This is a genomic window from Brevundimonas sp., from assembly GCF_016463295.1.
Classification (GTDB): Bacteria; Pseudomonadota; Alphaproteobacteria; order Caulobacterales; family Caulobacteraceae; genus Brevundimonas.
In genome coordinates this window covers 1-19,409 of sequence record NZ_JAEMRO010000040.1, presented here as the reverse complement: position 1 = coordinate 19,409, position 19,409 = coordinate 1, and the positions used below count along the sequence as shown (strand labels likewise).

22 protein-coding genes and 1 tRNA gene are annotated in these 19,409 nt (G+C 66.8%); 12 read left to right on the top strand and 11 right to left on the bottom strand.

Annotated elements, in window-relative coordinates; translation table 11 throughout:
• Together JHC81_RS09445 and JHC81_RS09440 are read left to right on the top strand one after the other, a co-directional pair.
• On the top strand, positions 1-650 hold a 650-nt coding region (locus JHC81_RS09445; RefSeq protein WP_366465987.1), incomplete at its 5' end, for an HPF/RaiA family ribosome-associated protein.
• A gap of 73 nt (positions 651-723) precedes the next feature.
• Positions 724-1,191 (top strand): PTS sugar transporter subunit IIA, encoded by a 468-nt coding sequence (locus JHC81_RS09440; protein ID WP_292173741.1) that lies wholly within the window; start codon positions 724-726, stop codon positions 1,189-1,191.
• Between the two features lie 10 nt (positions 1,192-1,201).
• Here the strand turns inward: JHC81_RS09440 and JHC81_RS09435 are convergent, their stop codons facing one another.
• The 5 genes from JHC81_RS09435 to JHC81_RS09415 form a co-directional block, all read right to left on the bottom strand.
• Complete coding sequence (locus tag JHC81_RS09435; protein ID WP_292173738.1) at positions 1,202-1,459, bottom strand: DUF1150 family protein; 258 nt, start codon at positions 1,457-1,459, stop codon at positions 1,202-1,204.
• An 85-nt stretch (positions 1,460-1,544) separates the two neighbouring features.
• Positions 1,545-1,964: an Hsp20 family protein gene (locus tag JHC81_RS09430; RefSeq protein WP_292173736.1), complete on the bottom strand. Its 420-nt coding sequence runs from the start codon at positions 1,962-1,964 to the stop codon at positions 1,545-1,547.
• A gap of 95 nt (positions 1,965-2,059) precedes the next feature.
• A complete protein-coding gene (locus JHC81_RS09425; RefSeq protein ID WP_292173733.1) occupies positions 2,060-2,497 on the bottom strand; it encodes a DoxX family protein in 438 nt (145 codons plus the stop codon).
• A gap of 121 nt (positions 2,498-2,618) precedes the next feature.
• Positions 2,619-2,694 (bottom strand) — tRNA-Ala (locus tag JHC81_RS09420).
• A gap of 164 nt (positions 2,695-2,858) precedes the next feature.
• Positions 2,859-3,329, bottom strand: a complete 471-nt coding sequence (locus JHC81_RS09415; RefSeq protein WP_292173730.1) for a TIGR02300 family protein — start codon at positions 3,327-3,329, stop codon at positions 2,859-2,861.
• Positions 3,330-3,447: 118 nt separating this feature from the next.
• Here JHC81_RS09415 and aroA point away from each other — a divergent pair, with 118 nt between their 5' ends.
• The 6 genes from aroA (at position 3,448) to mscL (ending at position 8,464) form a co-directional block, all read left to right on the top strand.
• The gene (aroA, locus tag JHC81_RS09410; protein ID WP_292173729.1) at positions 3,448-4,767 is read left to right on the top strand and encodes a 3-phosphoshikimate 1-carboxyvinyltransferase; all 1,320 of its coding nucleotides are present in this window, start codon (positions 3,448-3,450) and stop codon (positions 4,765-4,767) included.
• Positions 4,764-5,054: a hypothetical protein gene (locus JHC81_RS09405; RefSeq protein ID WP_292173727.1), complete on the top strand. Its 291-nt coding sequence runs from the start codon at positions 4,764-4,766 to the stop codon at positions 5,052-5,054. Before aroA ends, JHC81_RS09405 begins: the two co-directional genes overlap by 4 nt.
• Entirely contained in the window at positions 5,051-5,695 is a 645-nt protein-coding gene (gene cmk, locus JHC81_RS09400) for a (d)CMP kinase (RefSeq protein WP_292173725.1), read from the top strand. The genes JHC81_RS09405 and cmk overlap by 4 nt, the downstream gene beginning before the upstream one ends.
• Before the next feature lie 153 nt (positions 5,696-5,848).
• Positions 5,849-7,555, top strand: coding sequence for a 30S ribosomal protein S1 (rpsA, locus tag JHC81_RS09395; RefSeq protein ID WP_292173722.1), 1,707 nt, complete (start codon positions 5,849-5,851; stop codon positions 7,553-7,555).
• Between the two features lie 183 nt (positions 7,556-7,738).
• Positions 7,739-8,029 (top strand): integration host factor subunit beta, encoded by a 291-nt coding sequence (locus JHC81_RS09390; protein WP_292173720.1) that lies wholly within the window; start codon positions 7,739-7,741, stop codon positions 8,027-8,029.
• 15 nt (positions 8,030-8,044) lie between these two features.
• Positions 8,045-8,464, top strand: coding sequence for a large-conductance mechanosensitive channel protein MscL (gene mscL / locus JHC81_RS09385; protein WP_292173717.1), 420 nt, complete (start codon positions 8,045-8,047; stop codon positions 8,462-8,464).
• A 4-nt stretch (positions 8,465-8,468) separates the two neighbouring features.
• Here the strand turns inward: mscL and JHC81_RS09380 are convergent, their stop codons facing one another.
• The 5 genes from JHC81_RS09380 to JHC81_RS09360 all read right to left on the bottom strand — a co-directional run bounded on the left by JHC81_RS09380 (position 8,469) and on the right by JHC81_RS09360 (position 13,373).
• On the bottom strand, positions 8,469-9,629 hold the full coding sequence (locus JHC81_RS09380) for an N-acetyltransferase (protein WP_292173715.1): 1,161 nt from the start codon (positions 9,627-9,629) through the stop codon (positions 8,469-8,471).
• Between the two features lie 101 nt (positions 9,630-9,730).
• A complete protein-coding gene (locus JHC81_RS09375) occupies positions 9,731-9,916 on the bottom strand; it encodes a hypothetical protein (protein ID WP_292173713.1) in 186 nt (61 codons plus the stop codon).
• Entirely contained in the window at positions 9,917-11,005 is a 1,089-nt protein-coding gene (gene hppD / locus JHC81_RS09370; protein WP_292173709.1) for a 4-hydroxyphenylpyruvate dioxygenase, read from the bottom strand.
• 112 nt (positions 11,006-11,117) lie between these two features.
• A complete protein-coding gene (locus JHC81_RS09365; RefSeq protein WP_292173706.1) occupies positions 11,118-11,903 on the bottom strand; it encodes an NlpC/P60 family protein in 786 nt (261 codons plus the stop codon).
• 87 nt (positions 11,904-11,990) lie between these two features.
• Complete coding sequence (locus JHC81_RS09360) at positions 11,991-13,373, bottom strand: leucyl aminopeptidase family protein (RefSeq protein WP_292173703.1); 1,383 nt, start codon at positions 13,371-13,373, stop codon at positions 11,991-11,993.
• Between the two features lie 94 nt (positions 13,374-13,467).
• Between JHC81_RS09360 and JHC81_RS09355 the strand changes: the two genes are divergently transcribed.
• The 4 genes from JHC81_RS09355 (at position 13,468) to thrS (ending at position 17,037) form a co-directional block, all read left to right on the top strand.
• Positions 13,468-14,286: a tetratricopeptide repeat protein gene (locus JHC81_RS09355; protein ID WP_292173701.1), complete on the top strand. Its 819-nt coding sequence runs from the start codon at positions 13,468-13,470 to the stop codon at positions 14,284-14,286.
• Between the two features lie 42 nt (positions 14,287-14,328).
• Positions 14,329-14,796, top strand: coding sequence for an iron-sulfur cluster assembly scaffold protein (locus JHC81_RS09350; protein ID WP_292173699.1), 468 nt, complete (start codon positions 14,329-14,331; stop codon positions 14,794-14,796).
• Between the two features lie 74 nt (positions 14,797-14,870).
• Positions 14,871-15,113, top strand: coding sequence for a membrane protein insertion efficiency factor YidD (gene yidD / locus JHC81_RS09345; protein WP_292173696.1), 243 nt, complete (start codon positions 14,871-14,873; stop codon positions 15,111-15,113).
• Between the two features lie 4 nt (positions 15,114-15,117).
• Positions 15,118-17,037, top strand: coding sequence for a threonine--tRNA ligase (gene thrS, locus JHC81_RS09340; protein ID WP_292173693.1), 1,920 nt, complete (start codon positions 15,118-15,120; stop codon positions 17,035-17,037).
• Positions 17,038-17,262: 225 nt separating this feature from the next.
• On the opposite strand, the gene JHC81_RS09335 is transcribed toward thrS, so the two are convergent.
• Positions 17,263-19,409 (bottom strand): ATP-dependent DNA helicase (locus JHC81_RS09335; protein WP_292173690.1); only part of this gene is annotated, 2,147 nt, incomplete at its 5' end.

Below are 19,409 nucleotides of genomic sequence, written 5' to 3'. Positions count from 1 at the left end.
AGCAAGTGGATGTCGGCGAAGCGTTAGGCTCGCGCATCTCCCAGGAACTCGAAGACGGGATCGGCAAATACTTCGAAAGAGGGGCCCAGGACGCCGAAGTCGTCGTCTCCAAGGACGGCTACGGCTTCAAGGTTGATTGCTGGGTTCGCCTGGCCTCGGGCGAGGCGATCGTCACCAGCGGGACGGGCGGCGACGCCCATTCGGCCTTCTCGGATTCGCTCGAAAAACTCGAAAAGCGCGTGCGCCGCTACAAGCGCCGCCTGAAGGATCACCACATCGGACCCAAGGGCTTGTCACCCGAGAAGACCGAGGATGCGGCCCGCGACGTGGCCCGCAGCATTGTTCTGCGCAACCCGGACGAGGTCGAGGACGATGCCTTCGGGGACGCGGGTCGCCCCGACGAGCCGCCGCCGGTGGGCATGGTCATCGCCGAGACCCAGGCCGAAATCCGGACGATCACCGTCGGTCGCGCTGTTCTGGAGCTTGATATGACGGGCTACCCGCTCGTCCTGTTCAGGAATGCGGCGCATGGCGGACTGTCTGTGGTCTATCGTCGCCCCGACGGCAATGTGGGCTGGATCGATCCGGAACGGACCGTCGGCCTGAATGGCCATGTTCCGGCGGCCGAGGCCGGCGGAGCCAACGCCTAGCCTTTCCAATGAGCGGTGGGTGGTCTATGGGCCGCCCGCCGACCGGCCAGAGTTTTTTGGGACGTCACCTGCAATGGATATCGCACAACTGCTGGCCAAGGAGGGCGTCGTCCTCCGGTCTGGCGCGTCATCCAAACGTCAGGCCTTGCACACCGTGGCAGATACGGCGGCGCGGATCTTGGGCCTGGATGAAACATCGGTCTTGCATGCCTTGCTGGAACGCGAGGCGTTGGGGTCCACTGGTCTCGGCGCTGGCGTTGCGCTGCCTCATGCGCGGGTTGAGGGGCTGGACCGGGTTGTCGCCATCTTCGTACGACTGGACACGCCGGTGGCCTATGAGGCCGTGGACGACCGTCCCGTGGATCTGATCTTCGCCCTCTTCGCGCCGCCCAGCGATGGCGCGGGTCACCTGAGAGCCCTCGCTGCTGCTTCTCGCGCCTTGCGATCGGCCGAGATGCGTCAGCATTTGCGCCAGGCAAGAACCGCTGACGCCGTGCGAGCCCTGTTCGTTCGAGACACGACACCGGCAACTGCGGCCTGACGCCCATCTGTTAGTGGACGGATACAGGCTCCAGTTCATGGGCCACCGCAGCGGCAAAGGCCGTCTCGCGATCCATCATGACAGCCAACCGCTCGCCGTCCGCACCATGCACGGCATAGAGGGTGGATTGGGGGTCGATGGTGACGTCGTCCACCACATTGACGCGGGCATCGGCGAGCAGATCAGCAGCGCTGATTTCGCGCACGTAGACCAGGTCGGGCGCGCCCAGGCCTGCGAAGTCTTCCTTGGTCATTCTCATCGGCGTCATCTGACCGCCTCCTCAACGCTACTAATGCCCGGAACGGGCGAAAGGTTCGGCCCCAGTGTCGGCGACCGGACATGAACGACGGCTGTCAGCCCGTCGTGATGGGAATTTGCCGCACGGCATGGGTGCTCTCCGGGCGGCTCATATCGACGTGGAGCAGCCCGTGTTCCAGACGGGCCTCGTCGATCTCCAAACCGTCGGCCAGAACGAAACTGCGCACGAAGCCTCGCCCGGCGATGCCGCGATGGAGGAAGGCCTGATCGCCCTGCGGTGACGGTTCGCGCTTGCCTGCGATCGTCAGTTGCCGCCCCTCGACGGTCACCGAAAGATCGTCGGGACCGAAGCCGGCCACAGCCAGGGTGATGCGGACGGCCCGCTCGCCACGTTGTTCGACATTGTAAGGGGGATAGCTGTCGGCCGCGGCACGTGCCGCGCGGTCGATCTGGGCCCGGGTGTGGTCGAAGCCCAGCAGGAAGGGGCTGTCGAACAGGATGGTTCGCGTCGTCACGTCATTTGCCCCGTAAAGCAGGCTGTCCGCCGTCCCGCGCCCCGTGATCGGCAGCGCGTCGGTCCGTGACTATCTGGTGTCGGAAGCCGCCTGGTTCAATGTCGTCGTGCCAGTCGGGCGTCGATCGACCAGGCGCCGGCCCCGTGCGTGGCCAGAAGCACTCCGACGAGGACGCACATCATCGGACCGAAAAGTTCGCGCGCGACGTCCGGAAAGATGCCGACCGATCGACCGATCAGCACGACGGCCACAAGGAAGTTGACGACCAGCAGGATCGCGGCCCAGCGCGTTGACAGGCCCGGCACCAGAAGAAGGCCGATCAGAAACTGCACCCAAACGGAGAGCGGCGCGGCCAGCGCGGGCCATGGGCAGTTCACGGCCGTCAGAAAGGCCTGAAACTCCTGCATGCGAGCGGGGGAGACGATGTTATCCCACACCCCCCAGATCAGGAAACACCCCAGATAAAGGCGAAGCAGAAACAGGGCCGCATCGGTCCCCTTGGTCAATGTCGCCGGATCAAGCCATCGTCCCATGTCGCACTCCCCTCTGCGATCGGGCCTAGCCGCAGAAGCAGGATATGGGGAAGGGAGCGCGATGAACCCTGACATTAGGCGCCAAGGACAAAGGCCCCGCGGTTTCCCGCGAGGCCTTTGATGGTGGAGCTTAGCGGAGTCGAACCGCTGACCTCTTGCATGCCATGCAAGCGCTCTACCAGCTGAGCTAAAGCCCCGATCTGAAGCCAGCGGCTTTTCGAAAGGTCCGCCGCAGAAACAAGATGCCCTGCGGCGAGGCGGCGGAACCTATGTCAGGGCCTGATTGCGATCAAGCCCGTATTCCGCATTTATTTTCAGGGTCGCCGGACGGTCGCGAAACCGTCCGGCAGCCGCCGAAGAATCAGTCTTCGTCCTTGCTGGGCGGACGGATCTCGTCTTCGAAATTGTCGTCGTCCTCATCCTCGATGAAGGGGACGGAGTCGTCATCGTCATCGTCGTCGGCCAGGACGTCATCGTCGTCGCCCGCCTCGCCCATGCCGGGCTCTTCGGTGGGATCGACGGGGGTTTCGTCGTCGTCATCGTCCGGCGTCAGGATGGGCTCGTGGCCTTCCTCGTCGATCTCGGGCGTTGCGACCGCTTCTTCCTCGTCCTCGTCCTCGCCCTCGGCCGACTTGTCCTTGACCTGATCCTCGGCCTCGTCGTCAGCCGGATAGCCGCCCGGACGGCCGCGGCGGTTGCGCAGCTTCAGCGCTTCTTCCGGGTCGAACTCGGTCGCGCATTTCGGGCAGTGAGCCGGGCGACGGCCCAGATCGTAGAATTTGGCCTGGCAGTTCGGGCAGACCTGCTTTTGGCCCAGTTCGGGTTTGGCCACGGGAATAGACCTTTGGCATGTGTGGGAAATCGGGCGGCTCCCTTGCCACCCCTTGGCCCCACTGTCAAAAGCCATCTCCGCGCGCCCGCGCCGCAATGCCTGTCACGGAGACCGCCGGGTGACGACAACCTCCCATCTGACCGCCCGTCCCGGCCCTTCGCTGAAGGGTACAGTGCGCGCGCCCGGCGACAAGTCGATCTCGCACCGGTCGCTGATCCTCGGGGCAATGGCGTCGGGCACGACCGAGATCGAAGGCCTGCTGGAAGGCGACGACATTCTGGCCACGGCGCGAGCAGTCGAGGCGTTCGGCGCGACGGTCGCACGACTGGGGTCAGGTCGCTGGCGGGTCGAGGGCCGGGGCGGCTTTACCTCGCCAGATCATGTCATCGACTGCGGTAATGCAGGGACGGGGGTTCGGCTGCTGATAGGGGCCGCAGCAGGCTATCAGATCACGGTGACGTTCGACGGTGACGCCAGCCTGCGCAAACGGCCCATGAAGCGGGTCACGGCACCACTGGTTCGCATGGGCGCCAGGTTCGACTGGCAGGCCGACGAAGATCGTCTGCCCGTCACCCTGTCCAGCGGGACGTTGGCCGCCATCGACTACGAACAGACCGTTGCCTCGGCCCAGATAAAATCGGCCATCCTGCTGGCCGGGTTGAATGGGTCAGGCATGACGACCGTCCTGGAACCCGAAAAGAGCCGCGATCACACCGAGCGCATGCTGCGCGCGTTCGGAGCCGAAGTCGGTGTCGAGCCCGTTGGCGGCGGCTGGCGTGTGTCGTTGATGGGCGGCCAACCCCTGACCGGCACCGCCGTGTCGGTGCCCGGCGACCCCTCCTCTGCGGCGTTTCCGCTGGCAGCAGGACTGATCGTGCCAGGGTCCGAGGTGACGGTCGAGGGCGTGATGTTAAACCCCTTGAGAACCGGCCTGTTCGACACCTGGATCGAGATGGGCGCCGACCTGACCATCGCCAACCGCCGCAGCAGTGGCGGCGAGGAGATCGGCGACATCACCGGGCGGCACTCGCGCCTGACAGGCATCGTCGTCCCCGAGAGCCGCGCCGCCTCCATGATCGACGAATATCCCATCCTGGCCGCCACCGCCGCCTTTGCCGAGGGAGCCACCGTCATGAGGGGTATCGGCGAGATGCGGGTCAAGGAGAGCGATCGCATCGCCCTGATGGCGGCGGGTTTGACGGCCTGCGGCGTGACGGTGGAGGAAGAGCCCGAGGGCTTCATCGTGACCGGGGGACCGGTCCGGGGCGGTGCGACCGTGGCTACCCACGGCGACCATCGCATCGCCATGAGCCATCTGGTCCTTGGCCTGGCCGCGCAAGCGGCCGTCACCGTCGACGAGCCCGGCATGATCGCCACCAGTTTCCCCGGCTTCGTCAAAATGATGCAGGGCCTGGGCGCAGACATGGAGGCCGCGTGATGTGGAAACCCAACCGGATCGACCCGCCCGTCAACACCCGCCCCAAGTCGAAAGGGCGGCTGGCGCTGGATGCTGTTCTGTTCCTCGCGGCGGCAGGCGTCGTCGCCTGGTCGGGGTTGCGTGACATCTTCAACGGACGGCTGACAGTCCAGCGCGGGCCTGACGTGCTGCTGGCCGATCAGCCCGGTCTGTTCTGGAGCCTGCTGGCCGTTCACATCGTCATCGTCCTGATCTGTCTGGCCGTCAGTACGCTGTCGGCCCGCGCCCTGCTGAAGACCCGTCCATGAGCCTGATCATCGCCGTCGACGGCCCGGCCGCCTCGGGCAAGGGCACCATCGCCGCGCGACTGGCGGCGCATTACGGCCTGCCGTTTCTGGATACCGGCCTGCTGTATCGCGCCGTGGGCATTGGCGTGCTGGCGAGCGAAGGATCACTGGATGACGCCAGCGCCGCAGAGGCCGTGGCCCGTACGCTGAACACCGCGCGGCTGTCGGACGACCCGCAACTGACCACGGGCCAGGCCGGAGAGGCGGCCAGTCGCATCGCCGGCTATCCGGGTGTGCGGGCGGCCCTTCTGGAACTTCAGCGTGACTTCGCGGCGCAACCGGGCGGTGCCGTTCTGGACGGTCGCGACATCGGTACCGTCATCGCCCCCCACGCCTCCGCCAAACTGTACGTGACCGCCACGCCGGAGGTGCGCGCCACCCGCCGCTGGAAGCAACTGACCGCACGCGGCGACGCCATCGCCTATGAGGACATGCTGGCCGACATCCTGAGACGGGACGAGCGCGACGCCGGTCGCGGCGCGGCCCCCATGGTCCAGGCCGAGGACGCGGTCTTGCTGGATACGACCGAAATGGATATAGAGGCGGCCTTCGATGCGGCCCGCCGTATCGTCGAGGCGGCGCGTGTCCGTTCGGGTCTTTAGGGACCGGGCGGCAAATCCAGCGCTCCCAACCTCGGCTTCCGCGGGCGATCGGGTCATCTGACCCCGTGTCGCAATGATCGACCCCTGTTCAACCTTCACCTCGCGCGGGGCCGTCCGGTCACGCGCCACAACCGTTAGAAACCGCATCCCTGCATGACTGATACCCTCTCCCCCTCCCGCGACGACTTCGCCTCGCTGCTCGACGAAACCCTGGGCGGCCGCGACCTCGGCGAAGGCCAGGTCGTCCACGGCCGCGTCGTCGGCATGGAAAAGGACATCCTGATCATCGACGTCGGTCTGAAGACCGAAGGTCGCATCCCGGCCCGCGAATTCGGCATCGGCGAAGGTGCCGTGATCCCCAAGGTCGGCGACAACGTCGAAGTCTATCTGGAGCGCGTCGAGAACGCCCTGGGTGAGGCCGTCATCAGCCGCGACAAGGCCCGCCGCGAAGAAGCCTGGACCCGTCTGGAAGTCGTGTTCGCCGAGGGTCAGCCGGTCAACGGTGCCATCATCGGCCGCGTCAAGGGCGGCTTCACCGTCGATCTGGGCGGCGCTTCGGCCTTCCTGCCCGGTTCGCAGGTCGACATCCGCCCAGTGCGCGACGTCGGTCCGCTGATGGGCAAGGAGCAGCCCTTCGCCATCCTGAAGATGGACCGTCCGCGCGGCAACATCGTCGTCTCGCGTCGCGCCATCCTGGAAGAAGCCCGCGCCGAACAGCGCACGGAGCTGGTCGGCCAGCTGCAAGAGGGTGAAGTCCGCGACGGCGTCGTCAAGAACATCACCGACTACGGCGCGTTCGTGGACCTGGGCGGCATCGACGGCCTGCTGCACGTCACCGACATGTCGTGGAAGCGCGTCTCGCACCCCTCGCAGGTCCTCGCCGTCGGCGACACCGTCAAGGTCCAGATCGTCAAGATCAACCCGGACACCCAGCGCATCAGCCTGGGCATGAAGCAGCTGCAGTCCGATCCGTGGGACGGTGTCGAAGCCAAGTATCCCCCCGGTGCCAAGTACACCGGTCGCATCACCAACATCACCGACTACGGCGCCTTCGTTGAGCTGGAAGCCGGCGTTGAAGGCCTGGTCCACGTCTCGGAAATGTCCTGGACCAAGAAGAACGTCCACCCCGGCAAGATCGTCTCGACCTCGCAGGAAGTCGACGTCGTGGTTCTGGATGTCGACGCCTCCAAGCGCCGCATCTCGCTGGGCCTCAAGCAGGCCCAGGACAATCCGTGGGATGCGTTCGTCGCCGCCAACCCGATCGGCTCGACCGTCGAGGGCGAGGTCAAGAACGCCACCGAGTTCGGCCTGTTCATCGGCCTGGACAACGACATCGACGGCATGGTGCACCTGTCCGACCTCGACTGGTCGGTCTCGGGTGAAGAAGCCATCCAACGCTACCGCAAGGGCGAAACCGTCAAGGCCAAGGTCCTGGACGTCGACGTTGAGAAGGAGCGCGTCTCGCTGGGCATCAAGCAGCTGGGCGGCGATCCGATCGGCGAAGGCGACACCTACAAGAAGGGCCAGCAGATCACCGTCACCGTGACGGCGGTCGAAACGGGCGGCCTGGAGGTCAAGTTCGGCGAGGATGACGCGCCGGTCACCTCCTTCATCCGCAAGTCCGACCTGTCGCGCGACCGCAACGAGCAGCGCACCGAGCGCTTCTCGGTCGGCGACCGCGTGGACGCCATGGTCACCGGCATCGACAAGGCCTCGCGCCGCGTCTCGGTGTCGATCAAGGCTCTGGAAATGAAGGACGAACAGGAAGCCATCGACCAGTTCGGCTCGTCGGATTCCGGTGCGTCCCTGGGCGACATCCTGGGCGCGGCTCTCCGCGAAAAGGCCGGCTCCAAGGACTGAGGCCTGGCCTCAAGCAGCGAGGGCCCGTGGCCCGAGCGATAGGCCAACCAAGAACGAGGCGGCGGGAGCGATCCCGCCGCCTTTTTCGTATCCGCCCCTTCCCATCAGGCGTATTGTTGTGACTAATGATCGACTTGGCCCGTTCGAGCGGTCCGATCCACAGACTGAGGCGGGGGCCTTGCCGTGATCAAATCCGAGCTGATCGAGAAACTCGCTGCCGAGAACACGCATCTGACCCATGCCGAGGTCGAGCGGGTGGTGAACGTCGTCCTGGGCCGGATGGTGGATTCCTTGGGTTCGGCCGGCCGGGTCGAACTGCGCGGCTTTGGTGCCTTTTCGGTGCGTAGCCGTCCCGCGCGCGCCGGTCGTAATCCCCGCACGGGCGAGGCCGTGGACGTCCCCGCCAAGGCGGTCCCCTTCTTCAAGAGCGGCAAGGAGCTGCGCGAGCGGCTGAACGCGTCCGGCGACGCCTAGACCAAAGGAAGACCCATGAGCATCGGTAGCGAATTCAAGGAATTCATCTCGCGCGGCAATGTCGTCGATCTGGCCGTCGGCGTCATAATCGGCGCAGCCTTCGGCAAGATCGTCACCAGCCTGGTCGAACAGGTGGTGATGCCGCCGATTGGCCTTTTGCTGGGCAAGGTCGATTTCAGCAATCTGGAATGGGTGCTGGTCGCCGAGAACCCCGCGACCGAGGAGATCGAGAAGGTCGCCATCCAGTACGGGGCCTTCATCAACACCCTGATCCAGTTCCTCATTGTGGCCTTTGTCATCTTCCTGGTGGTCAAGGCGATCAACAAGCTGCGTCGCAAACAGGCGGAGACGCCGGCCGAACCTGCGGCCCCGACCACGAGCGAGGCGCTGCTGACCGAGATCCGCGACGCGCTGAAGTCGCGCCCGCTGAACTAGTTCGTCAGGCGCGCGAGGGGCTGGACGACAACGGCACCCAAGAGCGCATCCGCCCCTTGGCCTTGTCGGCCAGAGGCAGGGGTCGCAGGCAGACGGCATAGTCGGAATCGAACGGTGTCGGCGACCACAGCTCGGGCGACGGCGCATCCTCGGCAAAGCGGATGTGGCAGTGGCCCCAGCCACCTTCGCGCGCGGCGGTATGCGCCCAGTCGCCCAGCCGCGTCAGCATCTGAGGGCTGACCACCTGCAGGCGAACCTTGGCCGCCCCCATGGGCCGCGCTGCCGCCGTCAGCGCCCCCATCAAGGCCGGAATGGCCTCGTCGTCCCAGGCCAGGGCTTCCAGATCGATGATCTCTAGCACGGGCACTTCGATGATGTTGGACTTGGCCATCTGGGCCATCGCATAGCCGGTGATGACGTCGCCGCGCCGGAAGGCCAGCAGCAGGGGTGGCGTCGTCATGTCGGGATCCGACAACCTCCACTTCATCATCGCCGGGCTGCGGTCGGCCAGCAGACGCCCCTCGCGGCCCAGGGCGTGCTGGAACCGGTCGTAGGGCGAACCCTCGCCGATCCGGCTGAGGATCGATACCCCGGGCGGCAGGCGAAGGCGCGGCACCCGTCCCAGGCGGTCATTCATCAGTTGCTCGCCCATCCGCACGACCATCTCTGGTGCGAACCGATACAGCTGACGCAGGGCTCGACCCATCGCCAGGGCCGGCAAATCCATCCGCCAGCTCAGCTTCAGCGCATGGGTTTGGTCCGGCCAGGGCCGCATGCCCAACCGTCCATACAGAGGCTGTGATACCGGATTGGCATTGAAGGTGTAGGTGGCGAAAACGTCGGGCTGGTTCAGGAACGTGCGAATGATCCGGTGGGCCACACCACGCACCTTGGGCGAGGCGATGATGGAAAACCCTGTCGCGGCATGTAGCGTGCGGTGCCCCATCCGGAACCGATGCACCAGATTGCCGACGTGCGCTGCTGGCTGACCGTCAGGCCCGTCCACCACCCAGCCGGCGACGGCGTCGATCTCGGCCCGTGCGGGATTGCCGTGCAGCCAGCGCCAGCCGGCCAGCGAACGTGTCGGCCAGCCCACGCCCCGGTGCAGGGCCTGGATGGCGGGATAGTCGGCCTCTGTGACCGCCCGGATCGACACGACCAGCACTCCGTCTCATTCTGGGCCTGACGGCCCCATACAGGCGCGGCCCTGCACGAACCGCGCCAAGGAGACTATCCTGGATTGTTTTTATACACCCTGAACGCGCATCAGGCGTTGCGGTCGTAGGCGCGTCTCCAAAGGCGGTAGATGACCGTCGGCACCGCGCCGAGCACCAGCGCCCCGGCCAGGGCGGGCCAGAACCCTGCGTGCAGCAAGGCCCCGGTCAGTCCCGCTCCGATCCCTGCCAGGGGCGGCCCCAGCCAAGGCAGCCAGCCGGGTGGCGGCCCCTTCATTCAGGCATCGACCTTGATCACGCCGCGACGGATCTGGTCCAGCTCGATGGAGTCGAACAGGGCCTGGAAGTTGCCGTTGCCGAAGCCTTCATTGCCCTTGCGCTGGATGATCTCGAAGAAGATCGGGCCGAAGGTGTCCTGGGTAAAGATCTGCAGCAGCAGGCCTTCCTCATCGGAGCCGTCGATCAGGATGCGGTTCTTGCGCATCCGCTCCACGTCATGCCCGTGGTTGGGCAGGCGTTTGTCGATCAGTTCGAAATAGGTCTCGATGGTGTCCTGGAACTGGACGCCGTTCGCCTTCATGGCCTCCACCGTGGCAAAGATATCCTCGGTGGTCAGGGCGATGTGCTGGATGCCTTCGCCATTGTAGCGGCGCAGATATTCCTCGATCTGGGAGTTGTCGTCCTGGCTTTCGTTCAGGGGGATGCGGATGGCGCGGTCGGGCGCGATCATGGCCTGGCTGAACAGGCCGGTCGCCTTGCCCTTGATGTCGAAATACTTCTGTTCCTCGAAGTTGAAGACCGAGTTGTAGAAGCCCGACCAGGTCCGCATCTCGCCGCGGCGGACATTGTGGGTCAGGTGATCCAGAATCTCGAGGCCGAAGGAGTTCTTGCGCTCGGCCTCTTCCCAGCCCTCGATCTCGTCCCAGCCGTCGTACAGCGAACCCTTCTCGCCATACTGATCGACGACGTACAGCAACGAGCCGCCGATACCTTGCAGAATGTAGGGATATTCGTCGCCCAGCGCGCCGCCGGCCACGCCTTCGGCCGCACGGGCACCACGGGCCAGAGCGCCTTCATAGGCCGTCTTGGCGTCTGCCGTGCGGAAGGCCATGCCGTTGGCCGACGGACCGTGGTCGCGCGCGAACTCCGCGGCCTGACCGACCTTGTCCGAACGATGGACCAGGAAGCTGATGTCGCCCTGTTTCAGACGAACGACGTCGGTCCGGGGGTTCACATGCGTCTGGGTGAAGCCCATCAGCTCCAGTTTGGAGACCATTTCGGCCCCGTTCGGACCGGTGAACTCTACGAACTCGAAGCCGTCGACGCCGAGGGGGTTGTCCAGATCGATCTGCTTTGCGTCGGTCATGGGCCGTCTCCTGATTGGGGGTGCGGCGTATGCTCGCCGCTGACGGAGCGGAACCTAGTGACCTGAGCCTTCAAAGCCAAGGCGTAGCCGCCTCACGCTTTGGTGCGGTGGCTCAGAGGCGGCGGTAGATAGGGGCCGCGAATCCGTCGGCGGCATAGCGGGCGGCCGCCTCGGCGAACGACTCGACCGCCACCGCACCGCGATAGCCGGTGGCATGCAACACCCGCCCATCGTCCAGCACAAACGCCGAATGCCCGCGCCAGGGCGTCTCGTCGGACTTGAGCCAGATGACGAGGTCGCCACGACAGGCGGAGGCCGCATCGACGCTATGGCCCAGTTCGGCCTGCTGGTCCGCATAGCGCGGTGCCGCCAGACCGCAGGCGTAGAGCGCCTGCTGGATCAGGCCGCAGCAGTCGGTACCTTGCGAGGAGCGACCGCCGAGAACGTGCGGCACGCCGATCAGCCGCTCGGCCACATCGACGGGATCCGCCGCAAAGACCCCGACGGTAGCGGACGCACCGGTCTTGTCGTCCTCGCCGACAAAGGCGTTCAAGGGCAGTTCGGCAGACACGGAGGTGACGATGGCCTCGGCCAGCGGAGCCCCCTCCTCCAGCGCCGTCCGCGCGATCCAGCCAACCACGCCGTCGCGCCGGGCCTTGCCCCAGGCGCGGTCGCCCTGGACATCCAGAACATCGAAGGCCTCGCCGTAGATGATCTGATCGACAGGGGCCTCAGCCGGGCCAGCGGCGCCCTGGATGTCTGCCACCGGCACGACGCAGCGCATCGGCCGCACGGCCCTGAAAGCCTTGGCGCGCACGACGCCTTCCAGCGCCTGTTCGGCCAGATCGGGCCGGGCAAGCGTGGTTCTGGGGTCGAGGCTGGTCGCGGTTGCGGTCAAACTGGGGTCCGTCCGTTGAACCTGCATACTGAGAGACGAAGGCGAAAAGGCCGTTAACGGATCAAGGCCGGAATGGGGCGTTCTCGTCTATATGGCATAGCGCCGCGACAGCATTTCGAAACACGCCCGCATCGCCTGCGCCTCCCCGCCTTCGGGCCAGCCGGGGCGGGCGCGCGGGTTCCAGGCGAAGATGTCCAGATGCGCCCAAGCCCCGGTCGTCGGTGCGAATTTCTGCAGGAACAGGGCGGCGGTGACTGAGCCGGCCTGGGCCCAGGCCGAGCTGTCGTTCTTCACATCGGCGATCTCGGTCTCCAGCGCCGCGACATAGCCGGGCCACAGCGGCATCCGCCACATCGGATCGCCAACAGCCGACGCCGCCGCCAGAAGATCGGACGCCAGCGCTTCATCATCCGTATACAGCGGCGGCAGTTCAGGCCCCAAGGCGATGCGGGCCGCACCGGTCAGGGTCGCGAAATCCAGCGTCAGGTCCGGCGCATGCTCGGACGCCCGGGTCAGGACGTCGGCCAGGATCAGCCGCCCCTCTGCATCCGTATTGCCGATCTCTATGCTCAGACCTTTTCGGCTGTTCAGGATGTCGCCGGGACGGAAGGCATCGGCGCTGACCGCATTCTCGACGGCGGCGACCAGCACCACCAGTCGAACGGCCAGACCCGCCTGCATCACCAGCCGCCCCAGGGCCAGCGCGTGCGCCGCCCCGCCCATGTCCTTCTTCATGTTGCGCATGCCTGCGGCGGACTTGATGTCCAGCCCGCCCGTATCGAACACCACGCCCTTGCCGACCAGCGCGACCAGCGGCAGGTCTGTTCGTTTCAGGTTCCAGCCGATCTCGATCACGCGCGGAGCCCGCTCGGTCGTCGCGGCCCGACCGACGGCATGAACCGCCGGATAGTTTTCCTCCAGCAGCGCCTCGCCCGTCGTGACCGTGAAAGCGGCTTCATGCGCCTCGGCGATTTCTCGCGCGACGGTCTCGATCTGCAGCGGCCCCATGTCGGCAGCAGGCGTGTCGATCATCTCGCGCGCCAGGGCACAGGCGGCGGCGATGCGGGACAGGGCCTCCACATCCACGTGCGCGGGGACCGACAGGCGCACTCCGGACGGCTGTCGCGCCTTGTAGCGATCGAACCGGTAGCTCCCCAGAGCAAAGGCCTGAGCGGCTCGCTCGGCCTGATCGCCCGGTAGGCCCTCCAGCCGCCACAGACCAGCGGGCAACCGCGCCGCCAATCCACGTACGGACACGGGGTCGAACCGGTCACCTGTTCCAAACATTGCCCCGACAAGCGCCCCATCCGGTCCGGCCAGCATCAGCAGCTGCCCGGCCTTGCCGGTAAAATCGTGCGCCTTCGCCCATACCGCCTCCGCTCCAGACAAAGCCTGACCGCGACCGATCAGGCGAACGGGCAGCGCGCCCTCCGTATCGTGGGTCAGGACATCGGGATGCAGCACGGACATTCGGCGGCCTTTCCGGCCCGGATGAGCCGATCTTAACCAAGAGTTGACGCGAAACGCCGAGTCTTGAGCCTCGACCTTCAACGGAGCGTCCTCCATGTCGCCCACCCGCGCCCGCATCGCAACCGCCGCCCCCGTCGCAGTCCTGCTGGTCGCGCTGTCCGGACCCGTCTGGGCCCAGCAGCCGGCACCGCCGACGCCTGCGCCCGCTGCTTCGCCGCGCCAACCCGCGACAGCCCAGGAACGCGCCGCCTACGACCGCTCCGATGCCTTGAGCCGCCAGGTCTTCTGGACCGATCAGGCCGAAATCAATCCCATGGACCCCGAGGCCGGGGTCAAGGCGGCCCAGGCCCTGCGCGAACTCGGCCGGTTCGATCAGGCCGCCGAAATGGCCCAGCGGGTTCTGTTGGTGCAGCCCGCCAATATCGACGCCATGCTGGAATCCGGCCGTGCGCATATCGCGCGGGGCCAGGCCTTCTATGGCATCGCCGATCTGGAGAAGGCGCGCGACAGCCGCCCGAACGACTGGCGATCCTGGTCCCTGCTGGGCACCGCCTATGAGCAGGTGCGTCGCCCCGACGACGCTCGCGCCGCCTGGGCGCAAGCCCTGGCCCTGTCGCCCGACAATCCGGACGTGCTGAGCAATATGGCCATGGCCTCCATGACCCAGGGCGACACCCGGTCGGCCGAGCCCCTGTTGCGTCGCGCGGCCGTTCAGCCCGGTGCCTCGCTGAAGGTGCGGCTGAACCTGGCCATGGTCCTGGGTCTGAACGGCAATATGGCCGAGGCGGAGCAGATGCTGCGTCGCGACCTGCCGCCAGAAGCCGCCGACCGCAACCTGGCCTGGCTGCGCGCCCGCTCCGGCGGTGTGAGTGCCGATGCCAGCCGCACGTGGGGTTCGCTTCAGGGCGGCTGACGATCCCTTCCCGGCTCGCACGCCAGCGCCTATATCTCCCGCATGATCGACGCGCTCTACAGCACGCGGATACTGACGCTGGCGGCGAACCTGCCCCACAGCGGACGGCTGCCTGAGCCTTCGCCCGATGCGCGTTTCGGCACGGGCGAGAGGGTCGCCAGGCTTTGCGGTTCGCGCGCCATCGTCGATGTCGTGCTGGACGAGACCGACCGCGTCATCGACTTCGCCCAGGACATCAAGGCCTGCGCCCTGGGCCAGGCGGCAGCGGGCGTCCTGGGCGAGAGCGTCATCGGGGCCAGCGTCGATGAAATCGAGACGGCCCGTGACGCCATGGTCGCCATGCTGAAGTCTGGCGGTGAAGGCCCCGTGGGGCGGTTCGAGGGCCTGCGTGCCCTGCAACAGGTCGCAGACTATCCCGCCCGTCACGCCTCCACGCTGGTCGCGGTGGAGGCGACTCTGGAGGCCGCACGCCAGGCCGCGACACGAACTAGCCTCGCCGGCGCGGCCTGAGGGTCCGACGCCGGTCACGCCAGGCTTTACGCCCGGTTGCCCCGCTCGCCATGACGCGAGATAAGCGGCGCGACATGGCGACAGGCCCCACCCTCTACGAACGCGGCGTCCGCGCGGCCCATCGGGGCTACAAGCTGACGCTGTCCCCCCTGATCGGGCAACAGTGCCGGTTCATGCCGACCTGTTCCGACTATGGTCGCGACGCGCTGATCCAGCACGGACCGGTCAAGGGAGGATGGCTGACGGTCAGGCGCCTTTGCAAATGCCACCCCTTCGGAGCATCGGGCTATGACCCGGTGCCGCCCTTAAAAGACTGAAGCGATGATCGAACTGAAATTCCCCGACGGTGCCGCCCGTGAATATCCGGCCGGATCCACCGCCCGCGATGTGGCCGCCTCCATCTCGCCTTCGCTCGCCAAGAAGGCCGTCCTGGCCGAGTTGAACGGCGAACAGCGCGACATGGACCGGGTGCTGGAAACGGGCGGGTCGTTCCGCCTGATCATGCGCGACGACCCTGCGGCGCTGTACACCATCCGCCACGACACGGCCCACGTCCTGGCCGAGGCGGTTCAGAAGCTGTTCCCCGGGACCCAGGTCACCATCGGCCCGGCCATCGACGACGGCTTCTATTACGACTTCTTCCGCGAGACCCCGTTCTCGACCGACGACTTCGCCGCCATCGAAAAGGAGATGGGCCGGATCGTCGATCGTGATGCGAAGTTCGAACGCGAGGTTTGGGACCGCGACGAGGCCATCACCTTCTTCGAAGCGCGCGGCGAGAAGTTCAAGGCCGAACTGATCCGCGACCTGCCGGGCACCGAGACCATCACCCTGTATCGTCAGGGCGACTGGATCGACCTGTGCCGGGGGCCCCACTTCCCCTCGACGCGCCATGTCGGCAAGGCGTTCAAGCTGACCAAACTGGCCGGGGCCTACTGGCGGGGCGACTCGAACCGCGAACAGCTACAGCGCATCTATGGCACCGCCTGGGCGACCAAGGAGGACCTGGACGCCTATCTGCAGCGGCTGGAAGAGGCCGAGAAGCGCGACCACCGCAAGGTCGGCAAGGCGATGGAGCTCTTCCACATGCAGGAAGAGGGCCGGGGCATGGTCTTCTGGCACCCCAAGGGCTGGATCCTGTGGCGCGTGCTGGAGGCCTATATGCGCCGCCGCCTGGACGCCGCCGGCTATGTCGAGGTCAAGACGCCCCAGGTTCTGGACCGCAAATTCTGGGAACAGAGCGGCCACTGGGACAAGTACCGGCCCAACATGTTCGTCTGCGAGACGGTCGAGGGCGAGGAACTCAGCCTCAAGCCGATGAACTGCCCCGGCCACGTCCAGATCTTCGATCAGGGTCAACGGTCCTATCGCGAGCTGCCGCTTCGCATGGCCGAGTTCGGGGCCTGCCACCGCTATGAGCCGTCGGGTTCGCTGCACGGCCTGATGCGGGTGCGGGGCTTCACCCAGGACGACGCCCACATCTTCTGCCGTGAGGACCAGATCGTCGAGGAGACGGCCGAGTTCATCAAGCTGGCCCGGAGCGTCCACGCCGACCTGGGCATGGAAACCGCCTACATCAGCCTGGGCACCCGGCCCGAGAACCGCGCCGGTTCGGACGAGTTCTGGGACAAGGCCGAGGCCCTGATGGCCGAGGCCGCCCGCGCCGCCGGGACCGAGCCGGTCGTGACCAAAGGCGACGGTGCCTTCTATGCACCCAAGCTGGACTTCATCGTCAAGGACGCCATCGGCCGCGAATGGACCTGCGGCACGATCCAGCTGGACTATGTTCTGCCGGAGCGGCTGAACGCCACCTACATCGCCGAGGACGGCCAGAAGCATCGGCCGGTCATGCTGCACCGCGCGATCCTTGGGTCGTTCGAGCGCTTCATCGGCATCATGATCGAGAACTACGCCGGGGCCTTCCCGCTGTGGCTCGCTCCCGTGCAGGCCGTGGTGGCGACCATCACCTCCGACGCCGATGGTTACGCCGAAGACGTGGCGGCGAAGTTCCGCGCCGCGGGCTTGCGCGTCGAGACCGATCTGCGCAACGAAAAGGTCGGCTACAAGGTGCGCGAACACTCGGTCGGCAAGGTGCCGGTCATCGCCGTCGTCGGCCGCCAGGAGGCCGAACAGGGCCAGGTCGCCATCCGCCGCCTGGGCTCGCAGGCCCAGATCGTGGTCTCGGTCGAGGAGGCGATCCGCATGCTGACGGAAGAGGCGACGCCGCCCGATCTGCGCTAAATCAGCCAACTCTTGTCATCCCGGCCGTAGCGAAGCGGAGAGCCGGGATGCTTCGGGCATTGGATAAGAAACTCCCGGAAATCGCTTGCGATTATCCGGGAGACAGCTGGATCATCCTTGCCTGTCTCCCGGATAGCCGCTGCGCGTCTTCCGGGAGAGGTTTTGCAGTCCTTCCTCCGTCCCGGATAATCGCTGACACGATTTCCGGAATGACAATGGACTGGTTCAGTCGCTCCCACTCTGCACTAGAAACCCACCGACCAGCTCCACCGCCTCGGCCAGCCCCATGCGCTGCACCTCGCATCCCGGCGGCAGGCTGGCGAACAGGCGGGTCGGGGCGGCGGCGTCCAGCATGACGAACACGCCCTTGTCGTCGGCCCGGCGGATCAGGCGACCGAAGGCTTGCGCCATCTTGGCGCGGGCCAGGGCATCGTCGAAGCCCCGCGCCTGGGGCCCGCCGCCGAACCGCGCCCGCCGCGCCTTGTGCAGCAGGTCCGGACGCGGCCAGGGCACGCGGTCAAAGGCGAGGATGCGAAGGCTGCGGCCCGGCACATCCACCCCGTCCCGCACGGCATCGGTCCCCAGCAGACAGCTGTCCCGCTCGGCCCGGAAGACGTCGACCAGGGCCCCGACTTCCAGCGGATCGACATGCTGGGCGTAGAGCGGGATGCCCGCCTTGGCCAGGTCGGGCCCCAGCCGTTCGTAGACCGCCTTCAACCGACGAATCGCGGTGAACAGGCCGAGACCCCCGCCGCCCGCCGCCAGAAACAGTTCGCGCATCGCCGCGGCCGTCTGGCGCGGCTCGTCCTTGGTCAGGTCGTTGACGACGATCACCCGGCTGTTGGTCGCATAGTTGAAGGGGCTTTCGACCTTCAGCGTCCGCGCCGGTTCGATCAGGCGGGCCGAGCCGGTCCGCAGGCGGGCCATGTCGAACGGGTCGTCAGACAGGGGATCGGACAGGGTGGCCGAGGTCACCAGCACGCCATGCGACGGCATGATCACCGCGGCCTCCAGCGGCACGGTCGGGTCGATCCAGTGACGGCGCAGGGCCACATCCGTGATCCGGCCAAATGCGGCCTCCGCCGACAGCCAGTCCAGAAAATCCGGGTCCGGCTCGTCCGATGAGACCTCCAGCGCCGCCAGCATGGAGCGCCAGCCGGGCAGGGTCATGCGAGCGCGGCGGTCCAGCCCGCGCAGCGCCCCCTCGATCCGGGCTCGCGCCGCCCCGTCCAGCTCGACGGCCTCGTCGTCCAGTATGTCTTCCAGATGGCGCGACAGGGCCAGCAGCGGGGCCTCGACATCCGCCAGGGCCTTGGCCGCTTCTCGCGCCGTCTCCAGCACCGGATCGGTAACCGGGCGCAAGGAACACTCCATGCCGAACTCGGTGCCGCCGGGGCCCGATTGCTCGCTGGTCCGGGCGCGAAGCTGCTCCAGCGCGGCGACAAGGAACCGCTCGATGGGTCCAATCGGATTGACCTCGCCAGACGCAGGCGCGATGCGGCCCGACACGCCCTCACCGGGCAGCTGGGCGGCGGCCCGGACGGCATCCTGCAAGGCCTTGGTCGCCTCGGCATTGTCGGCGCATAGATCGCCCAGCCGCTGCTCCAGCCCGCGCCCCCGACGCCCACGCCCCTCCGGCCCGCGCAGCCAGCGGCGCAATTCGGCCGCCTCCTGACCCGACAGGCAGGCAGAGAACGCGCTGTCGGCGGCGTCGAACAGATGGTGGCCCTCGTCGAAGACGATGCGCTTCAGCGCCGCCGTCTCGCCATCCTGATTCAGGCCGCGCGCCGAGCGGGCACCGTCGAAAGCGGCCTGGGTCATGACCAGGGCGTGGTTGGCGACGACCAGATCAGCCCGGCGGCTGGCGCGGATGGTCTTCTCGACGAAGCAGGTGCGGTAGTGAGGACAGGCCGCATGGACGCATTCGCCGCGCCGGTCGACCAGATTGGCGGCGCTGGCCTGATGACTGGGGGCGGTGGCGAACAGGCCGGGCAGCCAGCCGGGATAGTCGCCGCCCGTCATGTCGCCGTCGCGGCTGTGCATGGCCCAGCGACTGGCGAGAGCCATGCCGATCAGGTCGCCGTTGCCTAGCTGGGCCGCCTGCATCATGTCCTGAAGATTGAGCAGGCACAGGTAATTCTCGCGCCCTTTTCGGACCACGGCCTTGCGCTTGCGCTCGGCGGGATCGGGCCAAAGGGCGGCGCTCTCGCGGTCGATCTGACGTTGCAGAGCGCGAGTATAGGTCGAGACCCAGGCCGCCCCCTGATTGCGCTCGGCCCACAGGCTGGCCGGCGCCAGATAGCCCAGGGTCTTGCCCGTGCCGGTCCCCGCCTCGGCCAGCAGGACACGGGGGCGACCCTCCTCATTGCGCG

Coding starts and splice junctions, on each gene's coding strand:
- JHC81_RS09440 (WP_292173741.1), top strand. CDS start 724: ATGGATATCGCACAACTGCTGGCCAAGGAGGGCGTCGTCCTCCGGTCT.
- JHC81_RS09435 (WP_292173738.1), bottom strand. CDS start 1,459: ATGACGCCGATGAGAATGACCAAGGAAGACTTCGCAGGCCTGGGCGCG.
- JHC81_RS09425 (WP_292173733.1), bottom strand. CDS start 2,497: ATGGGACGATGGCTTGATCCGGCGACATTGACCAAGGGGACCGATGCG.
- cmk (WP_292173725.1), top strand. CDS start 5,051: ATGAGCCTGATCATCGCCGTCGACGGCCCGGCCGCCTCGGGCAAGGGC.
- rpsA (WP_292173722.1), top strand. CDS start 5,849: ATGACTGATACCCTCTCCCCCTCCCGCGACGACTTCGCCTCGCTGCTC.
- mscL (WP_292173717.1), top strand. CDS start 8,045: ATGAGCATCGGTAGCGAATTCAAGGAATTCATCTCGCGCGGCAATGTC.
- JHC81_RS09375 (WP_292173713.1), bottom strand. CDS start 9,916: ATGAAGGGGCCGCCACCCGGCTGGCTGCCTTGGCTGGGGCCGCCCCTG.
- hppD (WP_292173709.1), bottom strand. CDS start 11,005: ATGACCGACGCAAAGCAGATCGATCTGGACAACCCCCTCGGCGTCGAC.
- JHC81_RS09360 (WP_292173703.1), bottom strand. CDS start 13,373: ATGTCCGTGCTGCATCCCGATGTCCTGACCCACGATACGGAGGGCGCG.
- JHC81_RS09355 (WP_292173701.1), top strand. CDS start 13,468: ATGTCGCCCACCCGCGCCCGCATCGCAACCGCCGCCCCCGTCGCAGTC.
- JHC81_RS09350 (WP_292173699.1), top strand. CDS start 14,329: ATGATCGACGCGCTCTACAGCACGCGGATACTGACGCTGGCGGCGAAC.
- yidD (WP_292173696.1), top strand. CDS start 14,871: ATGGCGACAGGCCCCACCCTCTACGAACGCGGCGTCCGCGCGGCCCAT.
- thrS (WP_292173693.1), top strand. CDS start 15,118: ATGATCGAACTGAAATTCCCCGACGGTGCCGCCCGTGAATATCCGGCC.